This window comes from Aliiroseovarius sp. YM-037, assembly GCF_048060095.1.
Taxonomy (GTDB): Bacteria; Pseudomonadota; Alphaproteobacteria; order Rhodobacterales; family Rhodobacteraceae; genus JBLUOA01.
Window position 1 is genome coordinate 59,162 of the sequence record NZ_JBLUOA010000005.1, and the last position, 22,756, is coordinate 81,917.

The window sequence follows — 22,756 nt, forward strand, 5'->3', positions numbered from 1 at the left end:
CTTCACTCCGGTGACGGTAAATTTGTGGCGCGTGCGCTTGTGAAGACCGTAATCGGCTGACGCAGTCCCCTGACCTCAACCGTTTCCCGCGTGAGGTTTTCGCCCGGATCAACTTCGGCGGCCTCAATCGTGTCTTTGGACAAGATGACCTGAACTTTCATTTCCTTGGTCATGCTTTCCAACCGGCTTGCGAGGTTAACCGTCTCGCCAAGCGCGGTAATTCGCGCGGCAGCTTCGGTTTTTTGCGCCGCCCCAATGCGACCCATAATAGCCGGTCCGGTGTGAACACCGATCCCGATGCTAAGCGGTGATTGGATTTCTTCGCGCAGACTTTGGTTCAACGCATCAAGCACACCGCCCATCGCGCGGGCAGCCTCCAGCGCGTGAAGCGCGCCCTCTTTCGCGGGAGCGTCCATGCCGAAGATCGCCATGATCCCGTCACCCATGAACTTGTCGACATAGCCGCCGGTATCCTCAATCGCCTCGGCCATCCGGCTTAGAAATTGATTGAGCAGAAAGACAACATCGAAAGACAGCCTGCCTTCGGACATCTGGGTAAATCCGCGAAGATCGCAGAACAACAGCGTCACGTCCTGTTCAACACCCCACAGATATTTGTCGGCGTTGTTTACCTCGTGCGCGTCGACACTGGCGGGCAACAGCGTCGAAACGGAGATATCGGTTTCCGGGCGCAGTTGACAGGCGAGCCTCACATTAGGCGGCGCACCGACACGGTTCAGCACTTTCTGTTCCGTCTCTGACGCGGGTGGTAGATTCTCCAAACCCTCGGTCACGCGCACGCGGCACGTCGAACATCGTGCGCGGCCACCACAGACAGACGCGTGCGCGATGCGGTTCGTCTGGCTGACTTCCAGCACCGAAAGCCCGCGGGCGGCCAGAACGGTCGGCCCGTTATCGTAGCTGATCGCCACCTTCTTCCGGTAGCGATCCACGTAGATCAACGCCAGCCAAATGGCGAGGGCGGCAATCAGGATGCCGTAATAGGTGTAGGATGAATAGCGCAGGACTTGCATGACACTTGCAAATTGCTCGTCCGTAAACGGGTTCATGTAGCTGACTTGCAGCTTTGACACCTGTCCCGCAGCGATAAACCCGGCGTAGCCAACAAACGGAATGACCACCGCCAAACCATACCAAAGCCAGGTTGAGCGGCGATACCACGGCTTAAGAACCAGCCAATGATGAAGCCCGATGCATCCGTGTATCCAAACCATCGACATCAAGATGGCTTGGTTCAGCGCAAGGTTGGGCCACAAAGCCCATAAGGCATAGTAATAGTCATCCCTCACGCCGGTCATCGCGTTCATGACGCGGGTGCTCACGACATGTCGGATCAGGAGGATCGGGATAAGCAGACCAAACAGCAATTGGACGATGCCAACAAATCCCAGCCGCCAGGATCGGGCCGACAGAAACGTCGAAATCCCCAGCACCAAATGAACCGTGGCCGCGCTGATCAGCAGCGCGGTGCCCGGCACGGATCGGGTCACGACGCTTCTGATGTCCTGACCCGTCTGCATCGCGCTAACCGATACCAATCCGAACCCGTGATTGATGAAATGTGTGGTGGCAAAGGTGAACAGGATCAGCCCGGACCAGATGCGCAGTTTCGGCCCATAGGATCGCACGGTTTGGATCAGGCTGGTTTTCGGTTGGTCCAGAACGCTCACCTTCGGTTGGATCGGCTGTCAGCTATTTGTAGGGGTCCGCGGCATCCCTCAGGCCGTCGCCGAGGAAATTGAACGCCAGAATGACAAAAATAACGGGTATGACAGGCGTCAGAAGCCACGGATAAAGCGCAATGATGTTCACGCTGCGCGCCTCGGTCAGCAGAATGCCCCAACTGGTGATCGGTGGGCGCAGACCGATGCCAAGAAAACTCAGCGCCGTTTCCCCGAGGATCATCCCCGGAATGGTCAGGGTCGCCGTGGCGATCAAATGCGACATGAAGCCGGGGATCAGGTGCCGCCGGATGATCCGGCCGCTTTTCGCGCCCATCAACTGCGCCGCCAGAACGTAGTCTTCCTCTCGAAGCGCCAACAGCTTTGATCGCACCGCCCGCGCGAGCCCCGTCCAATCCAGCATCCCAAGGATGACGGTGATCCCGACGAACACCAAGATAGGACTCCACGTCACTGGGATAATCGCGGCCAGTGCCATCCACAGCGGTATACTGGGGATCGATTGCAGCACCTCGATGACCCGTTGGACCATCAGATCGAACACCCCGCCATGATAGCCCGCCATGCCGCCGATCACGATACCCAGCATAAAGCTCATCATCACGCCAAGCACCCCAATGGTCAGCGAAATCCGCGCGCCGTAGATGGTTCGCGACAGCACGTCACGCCCCAGACGATCGGTGCCGAGCAGGAACAGCTCCCCCCCTTCCGGCGGGCAAATCAGATGCAAGTCAGCCTCAAACAGGTTCCAGAACGTGTATGTATCGCCGTGGCAGAAAAACCGGAGCGTTTGGACCGAGGATTCGTCATAGGCGTAATCGCGGTGCAGCGTCTCCATATTCAGCGTCATCGTCCGCGCATAGGTATAGGGGGTGACCAATCTGCCGTCGCGGAAGATATGCACCTCCTGCGGCGGGGCATAGATATAATCGGTGTTGCGGCTGTGCAGATTATAGGGTGCCAGAAATTCGCAGATCAGGATTGAGAAATAGATGACGCACAGGAATATCCCGGACGCAACCGCCAAGCGATGCCGGGTAAATCGCCACCACATGATCTGAAACGGCGTGGCGTGATCTTCGCCAATGACACCTTCGATTTGTGATCCGACGTTGGGATCGAAATCCGCGGTCGAGACGTAATGCTCCATCGGGGCGCCGGGGGGGCTAAGCACGGGGGTGTCTTTGGGCGCTTTCATTTCGTGCTCCCCTCACCCAACCGGATACGCGGGTCGAGAATGGCCAGCGCGATATCCGAAACCAACACCCCGACGACGGTCAAAAAGGCCAGAAACATCAGGAACGACCCGGCCAGATACATGTCCTGACTTTGCAATGCCCTGATCAACATCGGGCCGGTTGTTTCTAGCGACAGCACAATCGCGGTAACTTCGGCGCCTGAGATGATCGCGGGCAGGATCGAACCGATATCCGAGATGAAAAAGTTCAGCGCCATCCGCAGCGGATACTTCAGAAGAACCCGCGTCGGATGCAGCCCCTTGGCCCGCGCTGTCACGACATACTGCTTGTGCAGCTCATCCAGCAGGTTGGCGCGCAGCCGCCTGACCATGCCGGCGGTGCCTGCCGTGCCGATGATCAGCACCGGAATCCAGATGTGTTCCGCGATCGAGGCCGCCTTTGCCCAGCTCATCGGTTGGTCGAGGTATTCCCGCGCCATCAAGCCGCCGATTGACGTCCCGAACCAGATATTGGCGAAATACATCATGGCGAGCGCCAGCATGAAATTCGGCACGGCAATGCCGATCATGCCCAGAAACGTCAGCCCGTAGTCGCCCCAGCTATATTGGTGCGTCGCTGAATAAATGCCGATGGGAAAGGCCAGCAACCACGTGAAAATGATCGTGACGGTCGACAGCAGGATCGTCAGCCAAAGCCGGTCCCCGACCACTTCGCTGACCGGCAGGCGGTATTCAAACGAATAGCCAAAGTCGCCTATGAAAAACCCGCCGACCCACTGAAAATAACGCACGATCATTGGCTGATCGAAGCCATAGCGCGCCTTGAGCAGTTCGATTTCCGCCAGATCAGCCTCTTCGCCCATCGCCCGTAGTTCCGAGACATAGCTTTCGAAGTAATCGCCCGGCGGCAATTCGATGATCGTAAAGACCAGTATCGAAATCAGAAACAGGGTCGGGATCATTACGGCAAAGCGCCAGAGGATATAACGCAGCATGATCAGCCGACCTCGTCATACCAGAACGTATCAGGCATATAGGCGCCCAGATAGCTGGTTGGCGCAAAACCGTAGAGCGCTTTTTCAGGAATATTTCGCAGACGCGATGATCTGACAATGGGCTGCAAGGCGCTGTTGACCGTGCCGATGGAAAACACCTGATCGGCGTTGATCTCAAGCATCTTGTGCCAGACAACCTCACGCTGCTCGGTTGACGTCGTGCTTCGCCATTGTCGGAGCAGCGCGACGAGTTCCTGGACTTCCGGTAGATCGGGCGGCTTACCTGCGGTTTCCGCCGACATGTAATGCAAGCCCCAAACAGGCCACTGCAACTGATCGTCGGCGGTTGGTGCAAGCCCGGCTGGCGGCATGTCCGCGGTCGGCACAGCATTGTCCAAGCCCAGCCAAACGGACATCATCACATCGCCACCAACGGCCCGGCTTCGGAACACATCACGCTGGGACGTGCGGACATAAAGCCGAAGACCGACTTCGCGGAAATGGTCCGTTACAAGTTCCAGCACATCGGTTTCCAATGTGCTTTCGCCAGAGCTTTCGATGATGATCCCGGCCTGCCGCCCATCCGGCAGTTTCCGCGTTCCGTAGATGTCGCGCTCCTGAAGTCCAGCCGCGTCAAGCAGTGCATTTGCCTGCTCCGGATCATGAGTTGACCACGCGCTGGTATATTCCGGTTTGAACAGCGGACTTTCGGGCAGCACCGTGTTGGCGCTTTCGCGGGCCAGACCGTAATACAGTACTTTGTTGATTTCGGCCCGATCAATCGCCAACGACAACGCGCGACGTATCCGAACATCTTGAAACAGCCCGCGCCAGACCGGGTCTTTGTAGTTGAGGTTGGGCAGGATAGCGACGCTTGACCCTTGCGTCCGCGTCCAGAGAGAGACCTTTTGCGGATAGATCGCCTCCGCCTGCTTTAGTAGCGTGTAGTCGGTAAAACCGATCCCAGTGACTTGTAAATCGCTTTCGCCCGTCGCTGTTTTTGCGGTGATAATCTCGGACGAGGCAACATTCAGCAGCCATCGGTCAAGATAGGGCAGTTGATTGCCCGCCTCATCAACCCGGTGGAAATAGGGATTGCGTTCAAAAACGAATTGCTCCGCCGGGGGCGCTGTGCGGGGGCGCCACGCCTCTAGCGTTGGCAGGTCCGGGTTTTCGGGGCGGTTCTGGCGGGATAGTTTGGTGTGCAGTCGCGGCCAACTATCAACGCGATGCTCTGCGGCGAAGGCCATCAGCTTGTCTTCGCTTTGATATTTCGCGTGAAACTGCTTGAGGTAAGCGGCAGGCAGCGCCAGCACCAAGGGCACCGGACCGGCAAGTTTCGGCAGGAAATGCGGTGCGGGTTTTGGCCAGGAATACCGCACCGTCAGATCGTCCAGCACCTCAAACTTCGCGACGATTCCGTCGACGATCAGATCGGTCGGCGGCCCGCCGCGACGAAGCTCTCGGTTGTTGATGACGTCGTCCCAGACATAAAGGAAATCGCTGGCGGTGAAAGGGCTACCGTCGGACCAACGGTGCCCTTCGCGCAGATGAAACGTGAATATCCGCCCCTCTTCGACGGTGTAGTGTTCAAGGATATCGGGTTGCAGGTCGAGGTTTTCGTCATACCCGACCAGCCGCGAATAGCTGTTCATCGGCATCAGGCGAATGTCTTTCTGCCGCCCTATCAACATACGCACGGTCCCGCCCGATCGGCCGGGTGTCCGCCCCATCGCCGCCAGATCAACAACGCGGGGATTCTTCGGCAACCGCGCAGCCATATTGGGCAAGCTGCCATCGGCGACTACATCTTGGAACAACGCCGACTCTGCCGCCCGAAGCGTGCCGGGCAGGACCGCCGACGCCAACAGGGCGAGGAGTTTGCGACGATCGATCATGCCCGCAACTCTTCAGCATCGGCAGCGGGCCGGGCCAGCACGAAATGTCCGCCACCCAGATCGAAAAATTCCATCGCCTGACTCGCCCCGTCATCGCGAAACGCTGGCGCCCAAGCGGCGCTGGCCGTGCTGCTGGTTTCGCCAGCCGTTGCGAAATTCAACGGTCGATCCAGATCGGGATACGGGACCGCGTCCAACAACGCTTTGGTATAGGGATGAACGGGCGCGGTCATCAGCACCTCGCGCGGAGCAAGCTCCACGATTTTTCCCGCCCACATCACCGCCACGCGGTCCGCCATGTAATCCACGACGGCCAGATTGTGCGAAATAAACAAATACGTCAGACCCAGATCAGTTTGCAGATCCTTAAGCAGATTTAGTATTTGCGCCTGCACCGAAACATCAAGCGCCGACACAGGTTCGTCGCAGACAATCAGGCTGGGGGCCAAAGCCAGCGCCCGCGCGATGCCGATACGCTGCCGCTGACCGCCCGAGAAACTATGCGGAAAACGCCGCGCCGCCGACGGCTCCAACCCGATCGCTTTTAACAGAGCAGCAACCGCGTCTTTGCGTTCTGCAACGGACCCGCGGCGATGTATGTCGAAGGGCTCACTTAGAATGCTGCCGACGGACATTCGCGGGGACAGTGATGAAACCGGATCTTGAAACACCATCTGAATGCGGGTTCGCAGGGTCTGCAAATCGTCGTTCTTGGCATCAAGCACGCTGACCGGGCCGGTGCCATCGCTGAACTCGACCGATCCTGAATCCGGAGTGACGGCCCGCATCAGAATCTTGCTGAGCGTGGTCTTGCCACAACCGCTTTCCCCGACAAGGCCCAGACATTCCCCGCGCATGACATCAAAGCTGATCCCATCGACAGCAGGAACCGTTTCGGGGGCGTCAGGATCGTTCTTCCAGCCTTGCTTGCGGGTCTTGAAGGTCTTGCCGACATTGCGGACCGACAAAAGAATGTCTGGCGGATTTCCGGGGGAATCTTCCCGCACCGCCATACCTCCCAAAAGGTTTTGGTGGTCTACTTCGATCTCGCGCAGGGGCGTCAACCGCTCTCCGTGGGGTGTATCAAAATGCGGAACCGCCGCCATCAATCCCTTCAGGTATGCGTGCTGGGGATTGCGAAAAATCGGCTCTACCGGTCCGGCTTCCATGATTTCACCCTGATAGATAACGACGACCTCATCCGCGATATTGGCAACCACCCCCAGATCGTGGGTGATCAGCAGGATCGCCATATTCAACCGGTCTTGCAGATCGCGCAGCAATTTCAGGATTTGCGCCTGAATGGTCACATCAAGCGCTGTCGTCGGTTCGTCCGCGATCAAAAGCGCGGGCCGGCAAATCAATGCCATCGCGATCATCGCGCGCTGCCGCATTCCGCCCGACAATTCGAAAGGATACATGTCGAACACAGAACGCGGGTTGGAAAACCCAACCATCGCCAGCATGTCCTCGCATTCCTCACGCCGCTCCGCCGGGGACAGGTTCGAATGGACACGCAGCGCTTCGCTGATCTGGTTGCCGACAGTATGCAGAACCGAGAATGAGGTCATCGGCTCTTGAAAAATCATTCCCATCCGACCCCCGCGAATGGCGCGGAACCGCCGCCCGTCCCGCGCAAGCGTCAGAAGATCGGTCGGTGTTTCGGCAGCGGGGTCATCAAACAGCACCCGCCCGGCGACCTGTGCCGTTATCGGCTGCAAGCCCATCACGGTCTGGCTGATAACGGATTTCCCCGAACCGGATTCACCGACCAGCGCGGTTACCTTGCCGGGCAGCACGCGCAGGCTGGCATTCTTGACGGCATGGAGATGTCCGCGGACCAACGGAAATGAGATGCTCAGGTTCTCAATTCGCAGCAGGTCGTGTCCAAGTTGCATTCGTGACAGCCCCCCTCCTTGCTGCACTTCGGGACGATGGCCACCCAATCCTGCCGAATGAAGTGACGCTAGTGCAGGAAAGGCATTCTGTCTATTATCCACCGACAAATTCACGGAAAACACGGACCGCTTGTGTTGACCAAGCGGCAACTTCCGGCAGCGCGCTTTAGGCCACGACGACCAAATCAACCGGGTGCGACATCCCCGGTATCGTCACCCCATCCCGTGCAGGAAGATCGGCGCGTTCATACCCCTGTTCCCGCGCCGTTGCGTATGTGTTCTGATCCGTCAACACCCGCGTCTGCTGAAGCTTGTTGGCGTTTTCCAGCTTCGCGGCCAAATTGACGGCATTGCCGATGACGGTGAATTCAAGCCGTTGCTGCGTGCCGACAACGCCCACCGTCACACCGCCGCTGGCGACGGCAGCGCCTATCTTGAAAGCGACGGGCCAGCCAAGGTCGTGAAATTCGCTTTCCAGATCACCAATGACCTCAATCACAGAGGCCGCCGCACGCATCGCATCGGCTGCGTAGGTTTCGCTGGGATGCACAGCGCCAAACGTGGCCATGATCCCGTCGCCCATGAACTTATCAATCCGGCCATTATGGCGCAGGATTTCGGGCAGCGCCGCGCCCTGATAACGTGCCAACACCTCCATCACGATGTTGGGCGGCAATGTTTCAGCCGTATTGGTAAAGGACCGCACATCGATAAACAGGATCGCAGCATGGCGCGTTTCGCAGCGCCCGATGCTGGGCATATCATCCCCGGATGTGATCGAATTCGCGACCTCGGGCGCAAAAAACAGCTTTAGGTCTTCGGCGGCCGCGTGATGCTGGATCGAGTCAAACAGCATTTGCCGCCCACGATAAAGTGCCAGTGACAAGATGATTGTCACACCGAGAAGCGTCAGGCTCTTGTCGATCTCAGCGCCGATCAGAATTGTGTTTGAGGTGATGTAGTCGACATAATTGCGCGTGATATGCATCGAACCCATGTCCTGCATCAACGCATAGACGACCATCGCAAGCCAACCCGCCACCGATATCAGTCCGGCCATCAAAACGAACCGCGGATCAAATCGCAATGCACGTAGGCTGATGAAAATAAACAGATAAATCATCGTTGGCGCCTTCAGGTAGAAGGCGGCGGGCTGCATATATTGAAGGTGGAATGAAAAAATCAAACCGCATAACAGCATCACGTCGACGATGATCGACAGGACCAGATACCAGCCCGGCAACGTCACGCGGTAGGACAGGATCACCCGGAACACCGTAAACGCGAAATAGGCGGTCAACGTGATTGGCACGAAGCTCTCGCCTGATGCGCCCTCGGCCCGTGGTGCGATCATGTAAAGTGTCGCGAAGAAAACGACGATCGTAAGTTGCACCCAGCCGATCAGCCGTTCTGCCGCTGCTTCTTTTTGATCAATCTCGGCCATCACGCGGGCCGGGATGCCGTCGCCGTTTGGTCCGCCATGCCAGATATAGCCCGCAAACGCCCCGACTGAGTTTCGCGCTTTCTCCAAATCCCTGCTCCGATTTCGTAGAATTGAGGCAGGCATCGTCACCTTGCCGTGGAACCGTTCGGTAAGCATAGAAGGCCCGAATAGAGTTGCAAAGCCACGGGCCGTTGCGTCGGTCAATTGCGATCTATCCGATTGTGGCCCCGGCGTGGCGCGCGCCATTGGCGCGACCCGCGACGGAGCGGCTGGCGTCCCTGCCCGTTTTAGCCATATTATCCCAACTAAATAAGGAGACTCCCAAGGTGAATCTGTGAAGTCGAAGTTCCGCGTGTTTACAGTCATGATGGCGTGCTTTGGCTCTCTCATCGTTGTTTCGCTTGGGCTGATCATCGCGATCAATTTTGCGACATCGGTGAACATTTTCTCACGGATGCTTGGCCAGACGGTCGTGCGCAGTGTCGAGGGGCTTGAATTGGCGCTCCAGAACCATCTGGACGCCGCCGTCAATCAGGCCGACTTCATCGTTGAGAATTTGGGGTCTGGGAACATCTCGTTCGATCGACCAGAGGTGCTGGCGAATTTTGCATCCGGCAGCTTGGCAGCCGCGCCGCAGATCACCGGCCTGCTCGTCGCGAATGACCAAGGACGCGTTATCCGAACGCGGCGAACTAACCTCGGTAGCGCTGAGTGGGAGCTGATCGACGCCGAACCCGGCTCGCGGTTTGGTGATTTCAACGACGACATGCGCGGCCGTAAAACCGCGTTCTGGGCGGCGCCAGTCTATCAGGAGTCGCTACAGGCCGCGATATTCAGCTACCGCGTTCCCATCTGGCGCGACGACACATATGCCGGGTATGTCGCGGTTGCCATATCGACAAGAGCGTTGTCAGACTTTGTCGCAGAGCTAAGCGACCCGCCCGCTTCGCAAGTGTTCCTGCTTTATGGCGAGGATCGCGTCTTGGCACATTCCCATCTGGTGCTTCAAAACAGCATGGAATCCGTCGAACAGCCGCTCTTGTCGGTCGATGACATTCACGACCCGATCATTCAGCAGTTGGATTTCCTTCCATCAGATACTGATTTCCTCGACCTTGAAGGGGCCGATCTGACGGAGGTGGATTTTGAGGATCAGAACTACGGCGTCGTGACAAAGCCTGTAACGACCTATGGCGAGACACCCATCATCATCGGCGCCTATTTCGACGGGTCGGGCATCGAAAGCCTGCTGATCTCGATCCTGCGGGCGATCTTGATCGGTTTGGTGATCCTGCTGGTCGGTCTGGGCGTCGTGCTGTGGCTAAGCCGCGTCATCACCCGCCCCGTGCGGCAAACGGCGGAGGTTGCGTCGGCCATCGCGGCGCTTGATTTTGAAGGCGTCGACCCGCTGCCGCAAAACCGCATTCGGGAAATTGACGATCTGGCCACGGCGTTTAACGGGATGCTGGCCGGTTTGAAATCCTTTGGCCGCTATGTCCCGCGCAACCTTGTCCGGCAGCTGATCCGTGAAAATAGCGATGGCGCGGGGATCGAAGAACGCGAACTGACGGTGATGTTTACCGACATTGCCGGGTTCACTACCGCGTGCGAGGGGATGAGCCCGCCGGACGTGGCGGAGTTCATCAATCATCACCTGACTTTGGTGTCGAACTGCATCGAAAAAGAAGGCGGCACCATCGACAAATATATCGGTGATGCGGTCATGGCGTTCTGGGGTGCCCCGGATAGCATCGATAACCAGACATTACGGGCGGTGCGTGCCGCCGCCGCACTGCAAATCGCGCTGGCCGAGGATAATCGGAAGCGCGCCCGCGCGAACCTACCCGTTGTGCGGATCAGGATCGGAATCCATACCGGGCCACTGATCGTTGGCGATATCGGCTCCCCCGATCGGATCAATTACACTGTGATTGGTGACGTCGTGAACACGACGCAACGCCTCGAAGCGTTGGGTAAGGACGTTGATCCCGATGCGGAATCCATCGTGTTGGTCAGCCGTCCGGTTAAGGATCGCGTTGGCGACGAAATGAAGCTGGACGAGATCGGGCAGATGAAGGTGAAAGGCCGCCAGGGCGGGGTAGAGGTCTATCGGCTGTCTGAGAACGCTTAAATTGGCGACGGATCAGCGATGCAGCGGCTATTTGATCATCGCCTTGATCCCTGCCACATGGGCCGCAGCCGCCGCACTTGCATCCGCCGAAAGGGTTGCAACCGCCTCAGCCATCTGATCGCGCTCGACGATCCGATCCACGAGTCCGTAGGCGAACGCCTCCTCTGCGGTTAGCTTTGCACCGCCCATCAAGATCATCTTGGCCCGCGCAGGACCGACCAGTGCGACAAGTCGGGCGGGGTCTGACGGCTGCGGCAGAAAGCCGAGCTTCATGACGGGGTAGAAGAACTTCGCCCCCGGCACCGCAAGCCGCATATCACACGCCAACGCCATGCCGAACGCGCCCCCGGCCAGCGTTCCGTTCAGGGCGGCAATCGTCAGGCACGGCAAGTCCGCCATCGTTCCAGACAGCCGTTCCCAGACATCGCTGGTGGCAAGTCCCGCCCGCGCTTCGTCAAGATCGGCGCCGGCACTGAAGACCTTTCCGACCCCCGTCAGCACCAGAACACGCGCGTCGTCGCGGGCGGCTTCGGCGATGTCGACAAGCTGTTCCAGCATAGCGCCCGTCAGCGAGTTCGCCTTGTCGAGCCTGTTCAGCGTCGCGGTCCAGACCGCACCGTCCTTTGCCAGATCAATCAATCGATCAGCCCGATCCGGCGGCGCACCCCTTCGTCGCGGAGAGAGATTTCTTGCCCCGCGAACCCTGCCGCATCATCGGAACACATCCAGATCAGCGCCCTTGCGGGCCAATCCGCCGGAATATGCGCGCCCCACTCAAGCTGGCTGACCGGATTGACGCCCGACGCCTTGATTTCCTTTTGCATCTGGGTGGCGACCGTGCCCGGCGACAGGCCCATCACGCGAATACCCTTCGGCGCGGCCTCTTTATGCGCACACATGGTCAGCATCGCAGCCCCGGCTTTTGAGGTGCAGTAAGGGCTCCATCCCTCAAGCGCGTTGTGGGCCGCGCCGGAACTGATGGTGAGGATCGTGCCGCGACCTGCGGCCTCCATCACCGGAAGGGCGGCGCGCATGCCGTTGTAAACACCTTTCAGGTTGATATCGATAACCTTGCCCCACTCGTCAGGGTCAGAGTTTGACAGATGCGCAATCGGTTCAATCACGCCAGCATTGTTGATCAGAATATCCAGCCCGCCGAAGGTCTTAACGGCGGCACCAACGGCGGCCTCAACCTCCCAATAGCGGCTGACATCGCAGGGGACGGCCAGCGCCTTGTCACCGATTTCTCCGGCAAGTTCGGCAATCGTGTCTTCGCTGCGGGCCAGCAGCACAACATTTGCACCGGCATCGGCAAACGCCTTGGCAGCCTCCGCACCGATCCCGCGGCTTGCCCCCGTGATCAGAACCGTTTGATTTTCAAGATGTGACATCGGCGCCTCCTTCGATACATGAAATACATGAGTCGGAATCGCACTACCAGATGGCATTGCCCTTGACCATCTAAGCCACAGACCCGACATTAGAAGCTGCTATTTCAACCAAGAGGATTAAAAATGGCCGTTCGGAAGTCCATTGGCGCCGGTGCCGCGCTATCTATGCTACTTGGCACGACTGCTGCCTTTGCCGATGTCACGGCACAAGATGTCTGGGAGGACTGGAAGTCTTATATGGCCGGCGTCGGCTATACCGTCACCGCAGGAACCGAGGAAATGTCTGGCGACACGCTGACAATCAGCGGGATGAAGGCGCAGGTCGACATCCCCGAGGGCGACGGCGAAGTTTCGATAGTCATGCCTGAAATCCTGTTCAAGGAACGTGGCGACGGCACGGTCGAAGTCACGATGCCCGAAGAATACGTTCTGACCGTCGTTGGTGGCGACGCGAACGGGTCGCTTGATATGGAAATGTCGATCGACCAGACCAGCATGACGATGATCGCAAGCGGCGATGATACAGAGACCGCCTATAACTTCGCGGCCAACGAGATCAAAATGGCGACGACCCGCCTGATTGTCGACGGTGTGGACGTTGATGGAGACATCGCCGCCAACCTGAACGGCTACACTGGCACCTACGTCATGAAAGACATGGGCGACGTGACGGGCCTTGAAGGCGCCGCACGGGTTGATGAATTCGACATCACCGCAGTGATCAACGAGCCCGAACAGGACATGGTCGTCGACTTTTCTCTGACCGCTAAAGGTGGCGGTGGCACGGCCTCCATGACCTTGCCGAAGGAATTCGACCAGGAAGATATGTCAAAGAACATTGAGGCCGGGTTTGCCGCCGATGGTGAATATACGCTGGGCGAGATGGCGATTGCGCTGGCCGGGTCCGGCGACGGAGAGTCGTTCAACATGAACGGTACGATGGGTGGTGCGGATGTGACCTTCCGTATGGATCAGGATGGCATGGGCCTGACGGAACTTGTCAAAGCGCTCGACATCACGATCTCGGGTTCTGAAATTCCGCTGCCGCAGATCAATGTGAAGGCCGCAGAATACGGTTTGAATTTCCTGATGCCGATTTCAAAATCTGATGAGCCGGATGATTTCGCACTGGGTGTGCGCCTTGTCGATCTGGCGGTTCAGGATGAAATCTGGGGCATGTTCGATCCGGCAGGCGTTCTGCCGCGCGATCCTGCGACGCTGATCATCGACACGGTGGGTAAGGCCAACTGGTTCTTCAACATCATGGACCCGAAAGCACAGGCCGAAATGGACGAATCCGGCGAAACGCCCGGCGAACTTCACGCCCTGACCTTGCAAGAGCTTGAGCTTGACGTGGCCGGCGCCCAACTGACCGGCGAGGGTGACTTTACCTTCGACAACAGCGACACGACGACGTTCGACGGTATGCCGCGCCCGACCGGCGCGATTGACCTTCAACTTGTCGGTGGCAATGGCCTGCTGGATAAGCTGGTGCAGATGGGTCTGATCCCCGACGATCAGGCAATGGGCACGCGCATGATGATGGGGCTGTTCGCGGTTCCGGGTGAAGGCGAAGACACGTTGAATTCAAAGATCGAAATCAACGAAGAGGGCCACGTTCTGGCGAACGGCCAACGCCTGAAATAAGCGCAGACAGTTCTAAAACACGAATTGGGTCGCCCTCGGGCGGCCCTTTTTCGACAAGGGCTGCCGCAGGCAAACCCTTGCACGCCAAGGGTCGTGGGTTTACCTGACAGGACGGAATGATGGCGAGCAGGAATTTCATGGCTGACACACTCGAAACACTCACCGACGCCATGTTGACTGCGGCCCGGCGCGCGGGGGCTGATGCTGCCGACGCAATCGCGGTCGGTGGACAGTCGATTTCGATTGATGTCCTGAACGGTGCGCTTGAACATGCGGAACGGTCCGAAGGCACCGATATCGGCCTGCGCGTCTTGATCGGCCAACGGCAGGCCATCGTGTCATCCTCAGACACGCGGCTTGAAACAATCGCGGAAATGGCAGACCGCGCCGTCGCAATGGCCCGCCTTGCGCCGGAGGATGCGACCATCGGGTTGGCCGATCCGGGCCAGCTTGCCACCGATATCGACGTTGCGGCGCTGGAACTGTCCGACCCGGCCCCGGAGCCTGATCCGAAAGAGCTTGAAGACGCCGCACTGCGGGCCGAAGCCGCCGCGCTTGCCATTGACGGCGTCAGTCAGGTGCAATCCGCAGGCGCCGGATACTCCAACCGCGCAATCCACCTTGCCACCACAAACGGCTTTTCCGACGGCTACGCCCGCACCGGCAGCGGTGTGTCCTGTGTCGCGATCAGCGGCACGGGCGCAGAGATGGAGCGCGATTATTTTGGCGATACCCGAACCTTCCGCTCCGAACTGTTGCGCCCGGAGGAGATCGGCCGCATCGCGGGTGAGCGCACTGTCGAACGCACAGGTGCCCGCCGCCCGAAAACCGGCAGCTACCCGGTGTTGTTTGACGAACGGATTTCCTCATCGCTGATCGGCCATCTGCTGGCGGCGATCAACGGCACCGCGATTGCGCGGGGCGCGTCTTGGCTGCGCGACGGCGTGGGTGAGTTGGTTTTGCCCGAAGCGCTGTCGCTGATCGAAAACCCGCATCGCCCACGGATCGGCGGCTCCAAACCCTTCGACGGGGAAGGTCTGCCGACCGTGCAGCGCGAAATTGTCAAAGACGGTGTGCTGACTGGATGGGTGCTTGACCTTGGCACGGCGCGGAAACTTGGCCTGCAAAGCACCGCGAACGCGGCGCGCGGCACGACTGCCCCGCCCTCCCCCAGCGTCAGCAACGTGACCCTGATCCCCGGCACGCAAACCCGCGAGGAACTGATCCGCGACATGGGCACCGGGCTGCTTGTCACGTCGATGATCGGCACAACGATTAATCCAAACACCGGCGACTATTCCCGCGGCGCGTCCGGCCTGTGGATCGAGAACGGAGAGATCGCCTATCCCGTCAATGAATGCACCATCGCGGGCAATCTGCGTGAGATGCTGGCGGGCGTTGTCCCCGCCAACGATGCCCGCACGCATTTGGCGCGGGTCGTGCCATCGCTGTTGGTCGAAGGGATGACCCTTGCCGGCGCGTGACATTGATCTGCTGATCGACGTCGCCCGCGCGGCTGGCCGGATCGCCGAACGCCATTGGAAATCCGCGCTGGACATCTGGGACAAGCCCGGCGGCGCTGGTCCCGTGACCGCGGCCGATCTTGAGGTCAATCGCATGATGGCGGCGGAGCTGCGCACCGCCCGCCCCGATTACGGTTGGCTTTCCGAAGAAACCGAGGATACGCCCGAACGGCTGGACGCAGACCGCGTGTTCATCATCGACCCGATCGACGGCACCCGCGCGTTCATCAACGGGGAAAAGAACTTTTCGCATTCGCTTGCCGTCGCGGAAAACGGTGTGGTCGTCGCGGCGGTCGTCTATGTCCCGATGCTGGATGCGCTATACAGCGCGACTGCGGGCGAGGCGGCGCAGCAAAACGGTGAGGTAATCAAGGTCTGCCCAACCAATCCCGACACCGCGCAAATCCTCAGCACCAAGGCCAATTTTATCCCCGAAAACTGGCCCGGCGGGGTGCCGGAGGTAAAGCGCCACTTCCGATCCTCGCTCGCCTATCGCTTGTGCCTTGTGGCAGACGGGCAATTCGACGGGATGCTGACGCTTAGGGACACATGGGAATGGGACGTTGCAGCGGGCAGCCTGATCGTCGCGCAGGCGGGTGGATTCGTCACCGACAGGCAAGGCGCAGGCCCGCGTTTCAACAGCCCCCGCCCCATGTTGCGCGGGATTGTCGCCGCCGAGCCAGACCTTCACGCCGATCTGACGCGACGCCTGCGACCGGTAGCGTAGCGTTACTTCTTGCTGCCGCCGTTGCCGCCGGTGTCTTTTCCGGTGCCTTTCGGCGGTGCGCCGTCGGTGCTTTTCTTGTCGCCCATCGGTCTCTCCTATCAACTCCGGCTATTGCCGTTGAAACCGTCCGCGATATTCGCCTTTCGATCAAGGGGCTTGGCCAATCCGGCCCCTTTCCCCTGCGCATCCAATCCACTAGGGTAAGCCAAAATCTGACCCCTTCGGAGGACTCTATGACCCAACGCCTTCACCTCGTCTTTGGTGGCGAACTGGTTGATCCGACCAAAAACGCATTCAAGGATGTCGATGCGATCCATATCGTTGGCATGTATCCAGACTATCAATCCGCCTACAACGCCTGGAAATCCGAGGCGCAGCGCACGGTCGACAATGCCCACATGCGCTATTTCATCGCGCATATTCACCGCCTTCGGGATGAAGAAACCGAAGCCTCCCCGACTGAGGAGTTGGACAGCTAAGCTGTCCGGGGAATGGCGCGGTCCCTCAGACGCAGCTTTCTCGGCGCCCTTCGGGGGCGTCGAAACAGTCATCAGGATAGCGCCACCCCTGCGCCGCGGAAATCGGAAGGCGCATCGCTGGTCTGGTGCCACTCGACAACCGTAACGCAGGCGGCAGCTTTCGCCGAATTGATCCTGCGCCTGTCCGATGATCTGCGCATGGTCGAATACGCCGTGACGACGCCGGATGCAGAGGTCGCCGCCACCCTGAAAACCATGCTGCCCGAGGATGTGTTCGTTCGCCACCTGCCACGGGACGATGACGATTTCGTCAATGAAATCAAACCGGATCTTGTGATCTGGACAAACCCGTCCGAGCACGCGGCAACGCTGGCGGAGCTGTCAAACCGCAACGTGCCGATGATCCTGACAGACGCGCGAATTCCGCAGAACCGCCCGCTAAGCCAGTTGATCCCCGGTGCCCAGCGCACGCTGCTGAGTCGGTTCGATCACATCCTTGCCGCCGACGAGGAAACGGAGCGTTGGATCGTCTCGCATTCCATCGCGCCCGAAGCGGTCGAGGTTCTGGGCGAAATGCAGGAAGGCACCATCGCCCTTCACTGCAATGAGGCAGAGCGGGACACGCTCGCCCAGCTGCTTGCCGCGCGTCCGGTCTGGCTTGCCGCCTGTTGCACGCAAGAGGAGGAAGATATCGTCCTCGCCGCCCATCGGCAGGCGCTTCGTGTTTCGCACCGCCTGCTGTTGATCCTCGTCCCCGACGACGGAGAGTCCGGCCCCCGCATCATGGAAAATTTCGAGGCTGTCGGCCTTAACACCGTTTGTCGATCAACCGGAGGAGAGCCGGACGACGACCGGCAGGTCTATGTTGCCGACACGGACGGAGAGATGGGCCTTTGGTATCGCCTTGCTCCGATCAGCTTCCTCGGGCGGTCACTTGCCCCCGGCAGGGGCGCGATCAACCCGTATGAGCCGGCCGCCCTCGGGTCGGCCATTCTTCACGGTCCGAATACCGGGATTCACACGCCAGCGTTTGAACGTCTGACAGCCGCAGGCGCCGCGCGGCTGGTCAAGGACGATAAGGAGCTCGCCAAGGCGGTGCAGGATTTGCTTGCCCCGGATCAGGCCGCCGCAATGGCGCACGGCGCCTGGATCGTGACCTCAGGCGGATCGCAGATCATCGACCGGCTGGCAGAGATGGTGGCCGAAACGCTGGATGCCGAGAGGCAGGAGTGATGCAGGCACCCCGGTTCTGGTTCAATGCGCCCGACCGTCCGGGTTGGCAGGCGCGTATGCTCTCCCCGTTCGGCGCGATTTATGCGAAAGGAACGGCGCGACGGCTGGCCCAAGCTGCGCCGCAAAACGCCCCGGTGCCGGTTATCTGTATCGGCAACCTCAATGCAGGCGGAACCGGAAAGACCCCGACAACCATCGCCATCGCGCAACGCTTGCAGGATCGTGGGCAGACACCGCATGTCGTATCGCGTGGCTATGGCGGGCAGTTGACCGGGCCGGTTCAGGTGCAGGAACAGATACATAGCGCCGCAGATGTCGGGGATGAGCCGCTTTTGCTTGCGGCCTTTGCGCCGACATGGGTGGCGCAAGACCGGGTCGCCGGGGCGATGGCAGCGGCAGAGAGTGGCGCGAATATCATCCTGCTTGATGATGGGTTTCAGAACCCGGCATTGGCAAAGGATCTATCGATTATTGTCGTCGATGCGAAGCGAGGGTTCGGCAACGGCCGGGTTCTGCCCGCTGGCCCCTTGCGCGAACCTGTCGACACCGGGATGACACGCGCCGATCTGGTGCTATCGATTGGTGACGACGCGGCGCAGGGGCAGTTCACTGACCGATGGGGATCATCCGTCACCGTCCCGCAGGTGACTGGCCGCCTCGCGCCGCTTCAAACCGGGATGGAGTGGGACGGCCTCCGCGCCCTTGCCTTTGCCGGCATTGCCCATCCCGAAAAGTTCTTTGCCACCCTCCGGGGTCTTGGCGCAGACCTTGTCCGGGCCGAGGGGCTTTCGGATCATCAGCCGCTGACCGATGGCTTGCTGAAACGGCTCGACGCGGACGCCAAGGCAGCGGGCGCGCAACTTGTCACAACCGAAAAAGACGCGGTGCGCCTGCCTAAGCATTACCGCCAGAAGGTGCTGACGGTTCCGGTGCGGCTAGAGGTCGAGGATTGGGACGCGTTCGATACCGCGCTTAACCGGATTCTGGACGATTAGCCGCCCCGCTTTGCCAATTGCGCACTGATCTCCGGCCCGTGTTCGTTCAGCTTGGGGGAGGCACGGTCCAGCTTCAGTTCCGCCCCCGAAAACACGAACGGTGCCCGCACACCGGGAACGCCATCGACATCGTGGCGAAGCCCGCGCGCGACCACCTGCGGGTCGGCAAACACCTCTGCCATATTGTTGATCGGACCGGCAGGAACACCCTCAGCCTCGCACGCCGCGAGCAGGTCGGCCTTGGAAAACATCAGCGTCGCTTCGGTCAGGCGGCGGGTCATTTCCTCGCGATTTGCGACGCGGTCGGAATTTGTCAAAAACTCAGCCGCGACGGCCATTTCATCCACCCCAAGAAGGCGGCAGAGCCGTTGGTATTGCCCATCGTTCCCGGTGGCGATGACGATATGCCCATCGGTGCAATCAAACACCTGATAGGGCGTTAGGTTCGGGTGCTTGTTGCCGATACGGTGTGGCGGCTTTCCGGTGGTCAGGTAATTCATCGCCTGATTGGTGGTGATCGCCACGGCCACATCCAGCAGCGCCATATCAATATGCTGCCCCAGCCCCGTTCGTTCGCGCTGATGCACGGCGGCAAGGATCGCGGTCACGCCGTAGATGCCGGTGAACACGTCCGTGACGGCAACACCGACCTTTTGCGGCTGGCCGTCAGGTTCGCCCGTGATTGACATCAGGCCGGACATGCCCTGAATGATGTAGTCATACCCCGCGCGGTGGGCATACGGCCCCGTCTGGCCAAACCCAGTGATCGAACAGTAAATCAGGCGCGGATTGATCGCTTTCAGACTGTCGTAATCCAGCCCGTATTTCGCAAGCCCCCCAACCTTGAAGTTCTCGATCAGAATATCGGCGTCGCGGACCAGATCACAGACAAGCGCCTGCCCCTCTTCCGTTCGGAAATTCGCGGTGATCGACCGCTTGCCGCGATTACAGCTATGGAAATACGCGGCGGAGTAATCGTCGCCCCGATCCACAAACGGCGGCCCCCAACTGCGGGTGTCGTCCCCGGCAGGGCTTTCGACCTTGATGACGTCCGCACCAAGGTCTGAAAGTGTCTGGCCCGCAATTGGTCCTGCCAGAACGCGGGCAAGTTCAACAACGTTCAGCCCTTCAAGCGGCGCTTCCATTAGCCACCAATCTTTTCGTCAAGAACCTCGCGCAGATCGTCGTAGTTCATGTTGGCGTATTTCTGGCCATTGATGACGAAGGACGGTGTGCCGGTGATGTCATCCGCTGTCGCGTTTTGCTGATACAGCGCGATCATCGCCGTGGCATGCTCCCTGTCGTTGATGCAAGAATCAAGCTGCTCATTCGACAGGCCAGCCGACCGTCCGATAGCCCGAAGGTTTTCGGTGATCTGCGCCGGATCGTTGCTGTCGAGCCATTCGCGCTGTCGTTCAAAGATCAGGTCGGAAATACCGAAATACCGCTCCTCACCGCCGCACCGGGCGATCAAAGACGCCAGAAGCCCGAACTGGTCGAAATAGACTTCGCGGAAGACGAACCGCACCTTTCCAGTGTCGACATAGTCAGCCTTTAGCTGGCCAAAGACATTTTCATGAAAGCTCGCGCAATGGGGGCAGGTGTAGGATGCGTATTCGATCATCGTGACCGGCGCGTCCTCTGCGCCCAGCGCCATTTCCTTAACGCCGGATGTGTCGATGTCGCCCGCCTCCTGCGCGTTAACGCTGGCAAGGCCGGGGCCGCTGGTCTGGGACCGACTGCTATAGATGTAGCTGCCCCCGGCAATCAGCGCGAGCGCCGCGCCGCCGATGAAAAGTCTGCGTTGCATGATTATGCCTCTCTACCGTTTGGTTCGGGATAGAACGTTTTGACCAAGGGCTTCAAGCGCTTCGCGCAAGCCCTCATCCCGCACAGGTTCTGCTGCCGCCTGCGCCGCTTTCCGAACACTCGGGTCGGGCGCTTTCGGTGGTTGTTTCGGGCGCGGCGTGAATTCTGCCTGCCCTTCGGCAAAGCCCGTCGGGGCGGTCTGGGTTATTCGAATCTTTGATATCGCGGAATAGCCGTAACAGGCGTTGACCTTTTCGCGGATGCGATCCCGCTGCATGTCAAGCATTGGGGCGTTCGCGCCGGTTGACAGCACCGTCAGCGTCGCGCCCAAGCCATCGCGGCCATAGCCGACCTTTACGGGTCGGGCGATTGCGGCGATGTCGGCGCCTACAATCTCGGCCCAGTGGGTCAAAAGGCGCGTCACCGCGAACCCGCGCGATTCGCCCGCCTTGCGGATCTGCGGCTGCAACAGGGCAGAGGTTCGGGCAAATCCCTTGCCATACCGTTTGCTTTGCCCTTTTTTGCCCTTCGGCTGTGCCATATAGTCATCCATCCAATCGGCGCTATTCTACCCCCAAGTAAGATGCGTGCCACCGAAAACCAAATGGACTGAATAAAACTTGCGTGAAACTGAGCTGAGCCGCGAGATTTTGGAATGGTATGACCGCCACGCCCGCGACATGCCGTGGCGCGTCAGCCCGGCGGATCGCAAGCGCGGCGTGGTGCCCGACCCCTACCTCATCTGGCTGTCCGAGGTGATGTTGCAGCAGACAACCGTTGCCGCCGTTCGCGCCTATTTTGAACGGTTCATCGCGCGCTGGCCCACGGTGACGGCGCTTGCCACTGCGGCGGATGAGGACGTGATGGGCGAGTGGGCGGGGCTTGGATACTACGCCCGCGCCCGCAACCTGCTGAAATGCGCGCGCGTCGTGGCCGACGAACATGGCGGGGTGTTCCCCGCCACCTATGACGGGCTGCTGACCTTGCCAGGCATCGGCCCCTACACCGCGGGCGCGATTGCGGCCATCGCCTTTGATGAACCGGCCACTGTCGTTGATGGCAATGTCGAACGCGTCATGGCGCGTCTGTTTGCGATCCGCACGCCCCTTCCCGCCGCAAAACCTGAACTCACCGACCACGCCCGCCGCCTGACCCCGACCGACCGGCCCGGAGATTACGCGCAGGCCGTCATGGACCTTGGCGCAACGATCTGCACGCCAAAGTCGCCCGCCTGCGGTATTTGTCCGTGGAGGGAGCCTTGCATCGCCCGCACCGAAGGCATCGCGGCGGAGCTTCCGGCGAAATCCCCGAAAAAGGCGAAGCCGACGCGTTTTGGCATCGCTTATGTTGCCCGCCGTGCCGATGGCGCATGGCTACTGGAACGTCGGCCCGACACGGGGCTTCTTGGCGGAATGCTCGGCTGGCCCGGCAGCGATTGGGGTGATGCGCCAGAAGGCGCCCCGCCGATGGAGGCCGATTGGCAAACCCTCGGGGCCGAGGTGCGCCACACCTTCACCCATTTCCACCTTCGCCTGACCATCATGGTCGCGGATGTTCCGATCCACGCCGCACCCGCCCGAGGATTGTTCAAACACGCGAGCGATTTTCGCCGCACCGACCTTCCGACCGTGATGCGCAAAGCCTTTGACCTTGCGCAAAGTGATGCCGTGTTGAATTGAGTTGCG

19 protein-coding genes are annotated in these 22,756 nt (G+C 59.8%); 8 read left to right on the plus strand and 11 right to left on the minus strand.

The window, feature by feature from the left end:
* Positions 1–2: 2 nt before the first annotated feature.
* The 6 genes from ACEWPJ_RS15840 to ACEWPJ_RS15865 form a co-directional block, all read right to left on the minus strand.
* On the minus strand, positions 3–1,691 hold the full coding sequence (locus ACEWPJ_RS15840) for an adenylate/guanylate cyclase domain-containing protein (protein WP_416514094.1): 1,689 nt from the start codon (positions 1,689–1,691) through the stop codon (positions 3–5).
* Positions 1,692–1,713: 22 nt separating this feature from the next.
* The gene (locus ACEWPJ_RS15845; protein WP_416514095.1) at positions 1,714–2,901 is read right to left on the minus strand and encodes an ABC transporter permease; all 1,188 of its coding nucleotides are present in this window, start codon (positions 2,899–2,901) and stop codon (positions 1,714–1,716) included.
* Positions 2,898–3,896, minus strand: a complete 999-nt coding sequence (locus ACEWPJ_RS15850) for an ABC transporter permease (RefSeq protein WP_416514096.1) — start codon at positions 3,894–3,896, stop codon at positions 2,898–2,900. The genes ACEWPJ_RS15845 and ACEWPJ_RS15850 overlap by 4 nt, the downstream gene beginning before the upstream one ends.
* Before the next feature lie 2 nt (positions 3,897–3,898).
* The gene (locus ACEWPJ_RS15855) at positions 3,899–5,794 is read right to left on the minus strand and encodes an ABC transporter substrate-binding protein (protein WP_416514097.1); all 1,896 of its coding nucleotides are present in this window, start codon (positions 5,792–5,794) and stop codon (positions 3,899–3,901) included.
* Positions 5,791–7,692 carry an ABC transporter ATP-binding protein gene (locus ACEWPJ_RS15860; RefSeq protein WP_416514098.1) on the minus strand — a complete coding sequence of 634 codons (1,902 nt, stop codon included), beginning with the start codon at positions 7,690–7,692 and terminating at the stop codon, positions 5,791–5,793. Before ACEWPJ_RS15860 ends, ACEWPJ_RS15855 begins: the two co-directional genes overlap by 4 nt.
* Positions 7,693–7,858: 166 nt before the next feature.
* Entirely contained in the window at positions 7,859–9,292 is a 1,434-nt protein-coding gene (locus ACEWPJ_RS15865) for an adenylate/guanylate cyclase domain-containing protein (protein ID WP_416514099.1), read from the minus strand.
* Positions 9,293–9,470: 178 nt separating this feature from the next.
* On the opposite strand from ACEWPJ_RS15865, the gene ACEWPJ_RS15870 reads away from it, so the two are divergent.
* Complete coding sequence (locus ACEWPJ_RS15870; protein WP_416514100.1) at positions 9,471–11,267, plus strand: adenylate/guanylate cyclase domain-containing protein; 1,797 nt, start codon at positions 9,471–9,473, stop codon at positions 11,265–11,267.
* A 27-nt stretch (positions 11,268–11,294) separates the two neighbouring features.
* Here the strand turns inward: ACEWPJ_RS15870 and ACEWPJ_RS15875 are convergent, their stop codons facing one another.
* Both ACEWPJ_RS15875 and ACEWPJ_RS15880 read right to left on the minus strand, forming a co-directional pair.
* Positions 11,295–11,906, minus strand: a complete 612-nt coding sequence (locus ACEWPJ_RS15875) for an enoyl-CoA hydratase/isomerase family protein (RefSeq protein ID WP_416514101.1) — start codon at positions 11,904–11,906, stop codon at positions 11,295–11,297.
* Positions 11,903–12,658, minus strand: coding sequence for an SDR family oxidoreductase (locus tag ACEWPJ_RS15880; protein WP_416514102.1), 756 nt, complete (start codon positions 12,656–12,658; stop codon positions 11,903–11,905). Before ACEWPJ_RS15880 ends, ACEWPJ_RS15875 begins: the two co-directional genes overlap by 4 nt.
* A gap of 123 nt (positions 12,659–12,781) precedes the next feature.
* On the opposite strand from ACEWPJ_RS15880, the gene ACEWPJ_RS15885 reads away from it, so the two are divergent.
* From ACEWPJ_RS15885 to lpxK, 6 genes are all read left to right on the plus strand, one after another.
* On the plus strand, positions 12,782–14,305 hold the full coding sequence (locus ACEWPJ_RS15885) for a DUF2125 domain-containing protein (protein WP_416514103.1): 1,524 nt from the start codon (positions 12,782–12,784) through the stop codon (positions 14,303–14,305).
* A 137-nt stretch (positions 14,306–14,442) separates the two neighbouring features.
* The gene (locus ACEWPJ_RS15890; RefSeq protein ID WP_416514104.1) at positions 14,443–15,789 is read left to right on the plus strand and encodes a TldD/PmbA family protein; all 1,347 of its coding nucleotides are present in this window, start codon (positions 14,443–14,445) and stop codon (positions 15,787–15,789) included.
* Positions 15,776–16,555, plus strand: coding sequence for an inositol monophosphatase family protein (locus ACEWPJ_RS15895; protein ID WP_416514105.1), 780 nt, complete (start codon positions 15,776–15,778; stop codon positions 16,553–16,555). The genes ACEWPJ_RS15890 and ACEWPJ_RS15895 overlap by 14 nt, the downstream gene beginning before the upstream one ends.
* Positions 16,556–16,788: 233 nt before the next feature.
* Positions 16,789–17,034: a DUF4170 domain-containing protein gene (locus ACEWPJ_RS15900; RefSeq protein ID WP_416514106.1), complete on the plus strand. Its 246-nt coding sequence runs from the start codon at positions 16,789–16,791 to the stop codon at positions 17,032–17,034.
* A gap of 12 nt (positions 17,035–17,046) precedes the next feature.
* Positions 17,047–18,267 carry a 3-deoxy-D-manno-octulosonic acid transferase gene (locus ACEWPJ_RS15905; protein WP_416514107.1) on the plus strand — a complete coding sequence of 407 codons (1,221 nt, stop codon included), beginning with the start codon at positions 17,047–17,049 and terminating at the stop codon, positions 18,265–18,267.
* On the plus strand, positions 18,267–19,262 hold the full coding sequence (gene lpxK, locus ACEWPJ_RS15910) for a tetraacyldisaccharide 4'-kinase (RefSeq protein WP_416514108.1): 996 nt from the start codon (positions 18,267–18,269) through the stop codon (positions 19,260–19,262). The genes ACEWPJ_RS15905 and lpxK overlap by 1 nt, the downstream gene beginning before the upstream one ends.
* Here the strand turns inward: lpxK and ACEWPJ_RS15915 are convergent.
* Genes ACEWPJ_RS15915 through ACEWPJ_RS15925 form a run of 3 tightly spaced genes read right to left on the minus strand, consistent with a single transcriptional unit; the run spans position 19,259 to position 21,624 of the window.
* Entirely contained in the window at positions 19,259–20,407 is a 1,149-nt protein-coding gene (locus ACEWPJ_RS15915) for a CaiB/BaiF CoA transferase family protein (protein ID WP_416514109.1), read from the minus strand. The genes lpxK and ACEWPJ_RS15915 overlap by 4 nt on opposite strands.
* Positions 20,407–21,072, minus strand: coding sequence for a DsbA family protein (locus ACEWPJ_RS15920; protein WP_416514110.1), 666 nt, complete (start codon positions 21,070–21,072; stop codon positions 20,407–20,409). The genes ACEWPJ_RS15915 and ACEWPJ_RS15920 overlap by 1 nt, the downstream gene beginning before the upstream one ends.
* 12 nt (positions 21,073–21,084) lie before the next feature.
* The gene (locus tag ACEWPJ_RS15925) at positions 21,085–21,624 is read right to left on the minus strand and encodes a DUF721 domain-containing protein (RefSeq protein WP_416514111.1); all 540 of its coding nucleotides are present in this window, start codon (positions 21,622–21,624) and stop codon (positions 21,085–21,087) included.
* A 67-nt stretch (positions 21,625–21,691) separates the two neighbouring features.
* Between ACEWPJ_RS15925 and mutY the strand changes: the two genes are divergently transcribed.
* The gene (mutY, locus tag ACEWPJ_RS15930; RefSeq protein ID WP_416514112.1) at positions 21,692–22,750 is read left to right on the plus strand and encodes an A/G-specific adenine glycosylase; all 1,059 of its coding nucleotides are present in this window, start codon (positions 21,692–21,694) and stop codon (positions 22,748–22,750) included.
* Positions 22,751–22,756: the final 6 nt, after the last annotated feature.

What these genes read in the sequence shown, in the direction of transcription:
- ACEWPJ_RS15845 (WP_416514095.1), bottom strand. Translation starts at nt 2,901, where the DNA reads ATGAAAGCGCCCAAAGACACCCCCGTGCTTAGCCCCCCCGGCGCCCCG.
- ACEWPJ_RS15850 (WP_416514096.1), bottom strand. Translation starts at nt 3,896, where the DNA reads ATGCTGCGTTATATCCTCTGGCGCTTTGCCGTAATGATCCCGACCCTG.
- ACEWPJ_RS15855 (WP_416514097.1), bottom strand. Translation starts at nt 5,794, where the DNA reads ATGATCGATCGTCGCAAACTCCTCGCCCTGTTGGCGTCGGCGGTCCTG.
- ACEWPJ_RS15860 (WP_416514098.1), bottom strand. Translation starts at nt 7,692, where the DNA reads ATGCAACTTGGACACGACCTGCTGCGAATTGAGAACCTGAGCATCTCA.
- ACEWPJ_RS15865 (WP_416514099.1), bottom strand. Translation starts at nt 9,292, where the DNA reads ATGCTTACCGAACGGTTCCACGGCAAGGTGACGATGCCTGCCTCAATT.
- ACEWPJ_RS15880 (WP_416514102.1), bottom strand. Translation starts at nt 12,658, where the DNA reads ATGTCACATCTTGAAAATCAAACGGTTCTGATCACGGGGGCAAGCCGC.
- ACEWPJ_RS15885 (WP_416514103.1), top strand. Translation starts at nt 12,782, where the DNA reads ATGGCCGTTCGGAAGTCCATTGGCGCCGGTGCCGCGCTATCTATGCTA.
- ACEWPJ_RS15890 (WP_416514104.1), top strand. Translation starts at nt 14,443, where the DNA reads ATGGCTGACACACTCGAAACACTCACCGACGCCATGTTGACTGCGGCC.
- ACEWPJ_RS15900 (WP_416514106.1), top strand. Translation starts at nt 16,789, where the DNA reads ATGACCCAACGCCTTCACCTCGTCTTTGGTGGCGAACTGGTTGATCCG.
- ACEWPJ_RS15905 (WP_416514107.1), top strand. Translation starts at nt 17,047, where the DNA reads ATGGCGCGGTCCCTCAGACGCAGCTTTCTCGGCGCCCTTCGGGGGCGT.
- lpxK (WP_416514108.1), top strand. Translation starts at nt 18,267, where the DNA reads ATGCAGGCACCCCGGTTCTGGTTCAATGCGCCCGACCGTCCGGGTTGG.
- ACEWPJ_RS15915 (WP_416514109.1), bottom strand. Translation starts at nt 20,407, where the DNA reads ATGGAAGCGCCGCTTGAAGGGCTGAACGTTGTTGAACTTGCCCGCGTT.
- ACEWPJ_RS15920 (WP_416514110.1), bottom strand. Translation starts at nt 21,072, where the DNA reads ATGCAACGCAGACTTTTCATCGGCGGCGCGGCGCTCGCGCTGATTGCC.
- ACEWPJ_RS15925 (WP_416514111.1), bottom strand. Translation starts at nt 21,624, where the DNA reads ATGGATGACTATATGGCACAGCCGAAGGGCAAAAAAGGGCAAAGCAAA.